This window comes from Okeania sp. SIO2C2, from assembly GCF_010692625.1.
Taxonomy (GTDB): Bacteria; Cyanobacteriota; Cyanobacteriia; order Cyanobacteriales; family Microcoleaceae; genus Okeania; species Okeania hirsuta.
The window spans coordinates 47,046-55,880 of sequence record NZ_JAAHGM010000045.1 but is presented as its reverse complement, the minus strand read 5'-3'; the positions used below and the strand labels follow the sequence as shown (position 1 = coordinate 55,880).

7 protein-coding genes are annotated in these 8,835 nt (G+C 32.6%); 6 read left to right on the top strand and 1 reads right to left on the bottom strand.

Features of this window, described 5'->3' with window-relative positions; genetic code table 11:
- The first annotated feature begins 875 nt into the window (after positions 1-875).
- The 5 genes from F6K18_RS26490 (at position 876) to F6K18_RS26470 (ending at position 5,502) form a co-directional block, all read left to right on the top strand.
- Complete coding sequence (locus F6K18_RS26490) at positions 876-1,001, top strand: hypothetical protein (RefSeq protein ID WP_287525262.1); 126 nt, start codon at positions 876-878, stop codon at positions 999-1,001.
- Between the two features lie 627 nt (positions 1,002-1,628).
- Positions 1,629-1,886 carry a 2TM domain-containing protein gene (locus F6K18_RS26485; RefSeq protein ID WP_124145454.1) on the top strand — a complete coding sequence of 86 codons (258 nt, stop codon included), beginning with the start codon at positions 1,629-1,631 and terminating at the stop codon, positions 1,884-1,886.
- A gap of 49 nt (positions 1,887-1,935) precedes the next feature.
- Positions 1,936-2,244, top strand: coding sequence for a DUF3181 family protein (locus tag F6K18_RS26480; protein WP_124145455.1), 309 nt, complete (start codon positions 1,936-1,938; stop codon positions 2,242-2,244).
- Between the two features lie 354 nt (positions 2,245-2,598).
- A complete protein-coding gene (locus F6K18_RS26475; protein WP_287525261.1) occupies positions 2,599-2,736 on the top strand; it encodes a hypothetical protein in 138 nt (45 codons plus the stop codon).
- Between the two features lie 501 nt (positions 2,737-3,237).
- Positions 3,238-5,502, top strand: a complete 2,265-nt coding sequence (locus tag F6K18_RS26470; RefSeq protein WP_287525260.1) for a glycosyltransferase — start codon at positions 3,238-3,240, stop codon at positions 5,500-5,502.
- Positions 5,503-5,535: 33 nt separating this feature from the next.
- On the opposite strand, the gene F6K18_RS26465 is transcribed toward F6K18_RS26470, so the two are convergent.
- Positions 5,536-6,030 carry a type II secretion system protein gene (locus tag F6K18_RS26465; protein WP_287525259.1) on the bottom strand — a complete coding sequence of 165 codons (495 nt, stop codon included), beginning with the start codon at positions 6,028-6,030 and terminating at the stop codon, positions 5,536-5,538.
- Positions 6,031-6,723: 693 nt separating this feature from the next.
- Between F6K18_RS26465 and F6K18_RS26460 the strand changes: the two genes are divergently transcribed.
- Positions 6,724-8,379: a glycosyltransferase family 39 protein gene (locus F6K18_RS26460; protein ID WP_287525258.1), complete on the top strand. Its 1,656-nt coding sequence runs from the start codon at positions 6,724-6,726 to the stop codon at positions 8,377-8,379.
- The last annotated feature ends 456 nt before the right edge of the window (positions 8,380-8,835 follow it).

The window sequence follows — 8,835 nt, the reverse complement described above, 5'->3', positions numbered from 1 at the left end:
TGTTGATATTAAGGTAGGGATGTACCCATGACAAGGGACGTTTAAGAGAGGAGCCGTGTGAGGTGAAAGTCTCACGCACGGTTCTGAAGACGAGTCGGTTTGGTAACAAACTGGCTTAGTTTAACGAAAAGTCTATTTCTATTGAGTTGATTCGTCTGTTGAGTAAGAGTGGGGGTAAGTCTGGGGATTATCAATTGAGTTAGAAGTCATGCATCGAGTGCGTAATTATCAGATATCCGTTTTCTCCGGAAAGGCTACGCCAATAGTTGGGTCAATTCAGTTAGCCTTATAAGGTCGGAACTGCGGACTTCAGTTATCGGTACCTCCTGCAATAAGGAGGCAAAAAAATTCTGCATTTTCTTTTCTCTTGGTCAATTGGGTATGGCTAGGAAACCCGGAGAAGGTAGAGTCACTCCGTTTTTTCCTATGGGAATGTTAGGCTTTCCATATAAAGTCTGTTGGTGGGGGTAGGAGACAGGAGACAGGAGACAGGATACAGGAGACAGGAGAAATGGGGATGAGCGAGGAGGTAGTAGTAAAAATTGTCCCTTTATTTTTCTGCCATAATCATCCCAAAATACTAGCATGCATGAGCTTTTTAGACCGAAAAGCTTGCACTTTTTCAAGACAAAAAAAGGCAGCAAACCAATATCAGTCAATGCTTTGATATTTAATCAGCAAGCCCTAATTAGACATCTACTCCACCCATAGGGAGTAGGGAGTAGGCAGCTTTGCTGTAGGGGTAAAGAATTGATCATTTCTTTGGGATATAGATATTGATTTTTGATTCTTGGAGATGTCTATGAGCTGAAGGTAAAATTGAAAAACTGATGTTTTGCGCCCAAAGTTAATCTCAAAATCATTACCACTCAGCAGTGAATCGTTGGTATAACAAACAAGTATCAACTATCAAAGAAAATCAACCTTTGGAATTTTGGTCAAATAAACTAGCTACCATTACAGAAAAGCGTAACCGCCAAATTCGATTTGGGTATAAATAAAGCAGCCAGAATAGTAATTAATCATTGTTTAAAAAATCATATTGGTACTATTGTTTTTGGTTGGAATAAAGGTCAAAAAAATGAAATAGAATTAGGAAAAAAAATAATTCAGAATTTGTACCAATTCCTACTGCTAGACTGAAAGAAAGAATAGCTCAGTGTGTGATGAATATGGAATAATATTTATAGAAACACCAAGAGAGTTATACAAATATTGCTTCATTTTTAGATGGTGACTATCTACCTAATTATGGTGAGAAACCCGATGATTGGAAACCATCAGGAAAAAGAACAAAGCGTGGTTTGTATAGAACAGGTAATAATTGGTGTGTTAATGCAGACTATAATGAAGCTGCAAATATCATCAGAAAAGTAAGCAGAAAGCTAAGTTTAGACTTAAGCCGACTGTGTAGGGGCACCGCGGAAATTGTCCCCAGAGAGTGTATTTCAGCTAAGAAGAAACGCAGCAACAAGGATTTATCCTGTTGCGTGGTATCTGCTTAGAATCCCCTCGGCAAGAGCCAGGGGAGTAGTCAATATTCTTTAGCAAATAATCTCCAAATTGCTAGCTTACCTTTAGAATAATTAAAGAAACTGAACTGTAATTAAATAAATTTATAAAGTATTATGCCTCCTCGTTGGCCTCGTAAACCTGACCGTAATGACCCAGAATTCCGAAAGTTAGACGACCGAATGAATTTTGCTATTCATGTAGCTATTTTTGCTGCTAGTAATTCTGGTATGTGGTTTTTCCGTAATCTCACAGCAGCGACTTGGCCTTGGGCTATCTGGGTAACAGGTGTTTGGGTATCATTATTGTTAGTTCACGGGATTTATATTTTCGCACTGGCAGATTATTCATCTACTACTGAGGATTCTGTATAAAAGAATTTTAGTGATTCTGTAGGTAAAAAAATTAGGTTTTATTGTTGTTATGAGTAATGGTAGTACAACACAAATAATTGAAAGTTTAGCAGCAGAAATAGGGGATAAAGTTTATATTGATATTGCTGGTTGGCATCTCTATTTATCTGATGCAAAACTACATTTAACTTTGGCAGAAAAGTTTTATCCTATTCTGATTGAGGAAGTACCTTCTGAAGGTAAAGTTGTGGAAATACTGCAAAATATTCCTGTTAAGTTAGGTGCGGGTAGACAAGAAGTTTCTCTGATTAACTTGTTGCCAATGCCCTGTCAAAGTGAGCTGATAGAAGTTTTGGCAGAGTTTAGAGCTGATTTATAAATTCAATCAGGACTTACCAAATAATTAATTATTAATTAAATACCTTGGTTAAAAATCTCCCCTTTCCAGAGGAAAAAAGAAATTTTTTTCCTTTTAGTCAATCCTCTCCCTAAAAGGGAGTAGTAATATCAAATCCAGTTATACAGTAATCGCAAAATTACTTCTTCTGATAGAATTGTTAGACACGAAAATAAAGAAATAGGTTTTGGTAAATATCTCAAGGGTGGTAATGGAAAAGTCAACTTTGAAGGACATCAGATTGGAGGATGGTCTTGGATTGTTATACATGGTTCTTACTCTAATTCTGGGGTAGAACAGAAACATTTCCAAAAAGCATTAGAAGCAATCAATTTAGTGATTAGGTATTCTCCTGCTAACTATGAAACAATTATTCAATGGATTTTGGTAGGTTTTAACAGTTTTGTAGTGCTTCAGCAAGAATTCTTGAGGAAAATTAGGCAAGAATGCTTGGAATTAAATGATGAGTTATAAAATTTGGGGATAATAATTAGTAATTGGGTTGTCTATTAAAAATCAACTAAATAGACAACCCAATTCTGTATTGAATGAATTACTATCTAGTTTGATTAGAATAATTATAGGAATCAGGAATCAGACGTGAGAATTGAGGTGTTCTTTAAAAGTAGAGAATATAGCAGTTATCATATTCATATTTATTCATTTTTTTGTTTTTCTCTGTTCCCTGTTCGCAGTTAAGTGTTCCCTAAAAGTATCTAATATCTCACAACTTAAATAATATTGCTATAGTTGGTTGTCATTTCATGTAAATTTTGCTTAATTTTGAGCCTAGAGGAAATTGAGTCAGGAAGAATATTGTCTGCCCTAAGTTTAGGGTGAAGATGAAGTTTTTTAATTGTTTACAAAGTCACCAATTCTCAGGAAAATCTCAGGATCAATTATCATTAAACTAAGTTTAAGAAGATAATATTCTTTATATTATCTTGATTAAGTTTAAGTTAAAATAGGTGATTTATGGTGACAACTTTAAATATTGCCAAGAAATTTATAGGGAATCGTATAAATAGTCTGATTTTTGTTAAATTACGTTTGGCAAGACTCTTGGTAATAGGAGTAATAACACTATTAACAACTATTATAGTGGCTTGGTTTGCTGGAATTGCTCAAATAGACATATTTTTTACTCAAATTCATTACTTTCAAGAAAATCCACCCATGTGGGTAGAAGTACCAACAGATAATAGCAAATATTTAGTTTTGCCGACAATTTTACTATTTTTAATAGCTCAAGGAATTATGAAAATTTGCCCTACTCCGAAAAATTGGTCGCGAGTTTTGGTAGTGGGAATTTTATTGGGTTTAACTATTCGTTATTTATCCTGGCGATCGCTCTCTACTTTGAATCTAAATAACCCGATGAACGGTATATTTAGTCTTGCGTTATTAGGTCTAGAAATTGTGGCAATAACTGACGGTGTTCTAGGTTTATTGTTGATGTTTAAAGTAAAAAATCGTCACAAAGAAGCAGATTATTTTTCTCAGGAAATTTTAGATAAAACTTTTGCACCATCAGTAGACATTTTGATTCCTACTCATAATGAAGCAGAATTTATTTTAGAACGAACTGTTATTGGTTGCCAAGCTCTAGAATATGAAAATAAAAAAGTTTATTTACTAGATGATACTAATCGACAAAATGTCAAGAATTTAGCCGAAAATTTAGGCTGTGAATATATGGCTATGTATGAAAATTATCATGCCAAAGCTGGAAATCTTAACCACGGTATTAGCAAAACAAATGGTGAGATAATTGTTATTTTTGATGCTGACTTTATTCCTACAAAAAACTTTTTAACTCGGACTTTAGGGTTTTTCCAAAATGAAGAACTTGCCTTATTACAAACTCCTCAAACTTTTTATAATATCGACCCCATAACTAGAAATTTAGGCTTAGAAAATATCTTAAATCCAGAAGAAGAAGCATTTTTTCGACAAATTGAAGTGCTGAAAGATAGTGTAAATGGAGTTTTGTGTGCAGGAACTTCTTTTTTAGTCAGACGAAAAGCTCTAGAGTTAGTAGGAGGATTTGTGACAGAATCAATTTCTGAAGATTGTTTTACAGGAATTCTTTTATTAGCTCAAGGTTATAAATCAGTTTATTTAGAGGAAAAATTAAGTGCTGGTTTAGCTGCAGAAAACATTTCTTCTTTTGCTACTCAAAGATTAAGATGGGCAAGGGGAACTTTACAAGGATTTTTTATTAATTCTAATCCTTTGACAGTTCCTGGGTTAAGTATTGGTCAAAGATTATCTTTTTTACAAACATTTTTTAGTTGGTTTACTAGCATTAGTTATGTCGGTTTTTTCTTCATGCCAATAGCTTATATTTTTTTTGATGTGATTCCAATTAAAGCTTATGCTCCTGAATACTTATATTTCTTTTTGCCTTATTATTTGGCAAATTTCATAGTATTTTCTTGGCTAAATTATCATTCCAAACCATTACTTTTATCAGGTTTATATGAAACTATTTTAGCTTTACCTAAAGCAATAACAATAATTCAAACTTTACTAAGTCCGTTCTCCAAAGGATTTAAAGTTACACCAAAAGGAATTAAAAGCGATCGCTACTATTTTAATAAGAATTTGGCTTTGCCTTTGGTAATATTTTTAATTCTGAACAGTGTAGGTTTATTTTTTAATTTGTACAATAATTATATCAATCCAAGTTTGGAGGTGAGCGAACAGATAGAAAGTTTTAATTTAGGATTATTTTGGAGTGTGTATAATATATTGATGATTTCGGTAGCATTATTAGCATTAATAGATGTACCGAAGCAAGACATATATGAATGGTTTAATTTGCGAAGGGTAGTGAAATTAAAAATTGGCGATCGGATATTCTGGGGTACTACTAAACAAATATCAGAAGTGGGTGCTGAGATAGAGATTAATCAGAAAATTCCTGATGGTTTATTGGTAGAAGATTTGCCACTAAAGTTGAAAATTGTTCCAGAAGAAATTTATTTACAAGGTAATATAAAAAATATAGAAATGAGTGAAAATTTTCCTTGTATAAAAGTAAGGTTTGAGGAAGTAAATTTATCTGAAAAACGAAAATTAATAGAATTATTATTTTGTCGCCCTGGGCAATGGCAGCGACTAAAAGCACCAGGTGAGTTAGAGTCTTTATGGTTATTATTGCGAGTATTTTTGAAGCCAAGATTTATCTTTGAAAGAAAACCGAAACAGAAAGCAATGAAAGTTGCTCAGTTTTAACTTTAATATTGTTGTTTTTTTGAATCCACTAAATCAAAAATAAACAGGTTTTCCCTTTGTTGGAGTTGCTCCTTTCCTTGTTGGACACTGAGAAGGTTTGGAGCCTATTTTTTTGTTTCCTAAAAGCGTCTCAAGAACAACGTATTTTCTATAAGAAGGAGTGGCGTGGCGATGTGGAGCAGCTATTTTTATTGTGTATGGAATTTGTGTAGAAACTGCTCCTATATGATTATATGTTATGGTTAGATTACCTTTCTGCCCAAATATATCAATTTGTCTAGGTTTAATATAAAACTCATTAAGCAATGGTTTCCAGTTTCGTTTGTCATTATGATGATGTTTAGAAAACTGAGGAATACCATCTCGTGTCTTAAACTGAACAGTGATAGAAGTTTTTGCCGTCTTAGCTTCTGACTGTGCTTCTGAGAGTATTTTCATAACTTGATATGCTGCTATTTTGACTCGTTGCTTTTGAAGAAAACTCACCCAACTTGGTGCAACAATACCAGCTAATATAGAAACTATCAACACTACAATAATTAACTCGAAAATTGTGAATCATTTTTGATATTTCATGCCTCAACTCACCCTTGAAATAACAACTATTTTGCTACTAATAACTTTGTTTAATAATTAGATTTGTCTGCCATTATTTTTGTTTTTATGTGGAGAATTCAGCTTTTGCTATAATACAATCTATTTAAGATTTTAAAGTTACCGAATTAGGGTTAAAAATCTTCCTCACCCCTAGAGAAATTTACAACTAAAAGAGGATAAATATAGTTTAGCGATCGCCATTTTTATCCGACTTTTCTGCTATTGCTTTGGGAAAAACAGAATAACCTAAACGCCATCTAGTCATAGGATAAATTTTTGAATGTTCATCTAATAAAATTGTGCGTTATTTCATACTAGGAAAACTGTCAATGCTTTGAGATTTATTCAACAAGCTCTAATTATATTTCAATAATTCTATCTTTCTTTGTTCCGTATATGTAAGTATTCAGCTATTAGCTGTAAGCTCTAAGCTTTTGAAAAAATTAAATTTCATTCATTAGTTTTAATTCTCCTTGGAGATTAATTTATCCTACAGTCTGAGAGTGAGTTAATAACTCATAGCTGATAGCTAATAGCTAATAGCTGAAAGCTGAATGTTTACCTCTATATTTTTTTATATTTGCTTGAAAAAGCATCCATTATCTATCCCATTAAATCAAAAAAATGACTCTAAAAATTAACAAAAATTTCCTATTCCAACCCATCGTTATTTTACTAATTATTACCATAACTTTAGGAATAGGATTCCGCTTTCTCTACCTTGATAAAAAAGTCTATTGGCATGACGAAGTATATACTTCTTTAAGAGTTGCAGGTTTTAACCGGACTGATATTGACCGAGAATTATTTCAAAACCAAATTATTCCAGCTAAACAACTACAAAAATATCAACAAATTAAACCACAAAGCACTTTCATGGGAACTCTCAATTCTCTAACAATTGAAAATCCCCATCATCCACCTTTATATTATTTTATGGCTCGGTTATGGATGCAAAAATTTGGTGGTTCCCTCACTGCATCTCGTAGTTTACCAGCATTAATTAGTTTATTATCTTTGCCATTAATATATGTTCTAGCTTGGCAACTTTTTAATTCTCATTTAACTGCTTTCCTGGCAACTACATTTTTAGCTGTATCGCCTGTTGAAATTTTATTTGCTCAAACGGCAAGGCAATATAGTTTAGTTACTGTTTTGACTATTGGTAGCAGTATTTTATTATTGCGATCTTTAGATTCTCGAAGTTGGAAAAAATGGGGATTATATAGTTTTGTTTCTGCTCTTGGTTTATATACTCATTTGTTTTTTTCTTTAACTATTATCTCCCATGGAATATTTGTAATTAGCAATTGGTTTTTCTCAAATTATGTAGCCATAATTTCCTCTCAAAAACAATCTAATTTATCAAGATTTCAACTTTTCATACAAAAGTTACCTCTAGATTTTTTCATTGCCTCAATAGGAATAATAATTCTCTATCTTCCTTGGATAGTTGTAGTAATTAATAATCTGCAACGAGTGTATGATACAACAAGTTGGGCAACAGCATCGGTCAGCTTCGATTTTTTAGTAAAAAAGTGGATTTTGAGTTTTTCATGTATGTTTATTGACCTAGATTTTGGTTTTAATAATATCGGCACATATTTACTCAGATTGTTATTTTTAATTCTTATTGCTTGGGGAATTTATACGGTTTGTCGTTTTTGTAGTCTTTCCACAAAATTATTTATTCTGACTTCTATTTTTATACCTTTTATAATATTAGTAATACCAGATTTGGTCGGGGGTGGAGTACGCTCTGCTATCACCCGTTATTTAATTCCCTGTTTTCCGGCAATATATTTATCAGTTGCTTATTTATTAGGAAGGTATTTAGATAGGGAAAATTCTACTTTATTTAGAGAACAAAAATACTGGCGAATAGTTTTAGCAATATTGTTAACTGCTAGTATTGCATCCTGTACTGTCAGTGCTTTTTCTGATACTTGGTGGAATAAAACTGTGAGTTATTTTAATGGGGAGGTTGCCAAAAAAATTAACGCTAGCGACTCCCCAATATTATTGAGTGATGTGGGTGATGGTTATACAAATACGGGAGATTTAATTTCACTCAGTTATATATTAGATGATGACGTTCGACTATTATTATTGAATAATTCTCCAAATTTTGAAATAGTTGAGAATGAGTCAGAGATATTTGTATTTCGACCCTCTGAAAGACTGGGGGAAGCGCTGAAAGCAAAACAGTGGGAATTTGAGTCTGTTGTAGATGAGGAATTGTGGAAAGTTAAGAAGAGTTCATTAATGGATAATGGATAATTGATAATTGATAAATACCTCTTCCTTTTAGGAAGAGGATTGACTAAAAGGAAAAAAATTATTTTTTCCCCCTTGAAAGGGGAGGCTTTAATTATTTAAAAATTTAAAAATTTAATCATTTAATTATTAATTATTTAGTAAATAAGTCTATAGATCGATACCATAAAAGTTTTGGTCTTATCTGTTTGCGCAACATTCCGCAGGAAAGGAAAACTTATTATGCTATAGTTCATATTCATTTTAGATAGTTATATCTATACATTTCCCCCTTTTTTTTTACCAATATTTAGGGCTTCCTAATTAATTATCAAAGTATTTACAGATCAAGGCAAGTGTCTTTTTAGAGTCAAAAAAAGTACCAGGTAAAGAGTCGAAAACGCTCAAAAAGTTAGTATAAAAGGCAAGAGTAGGGCAAAAAAATTTATCCCCTACTTCTTAAAAATACTTTTTCAGCAA

Excerpts from the sequence above, each read along its gene's own strand:
- F6K18_RS26480 (WP_124145455.1), top strand. The coding sequence starts at position 1,936 with ATGAGTAATGGTAGTACAACACAAATAATTGAAAGTTTAGCAGCAGAA.
- F6K18_RS26460 (WP_287525258.1), top strand. The coding sequence starts at position 6,724 with ATGACTCTAAAAATTAACAAAAATTTCCTATTCCAACCCATCGTTATT.
- F6K18_RS26485 (WP_124145454.1), top strand. The coding sequence starts at position 1,629 with ATGCCTCCTCGTTGGCCTCGTAAACCTGACCGTAATGACCCAGAATTC.
- F6K18_RS26470 (WP_287525260.1), top strand. The coding sequence starts at position 3,238 with ATGGTGACAACTTTAAATATTGCCAAGAAATTTATAGGGAATCGTATA.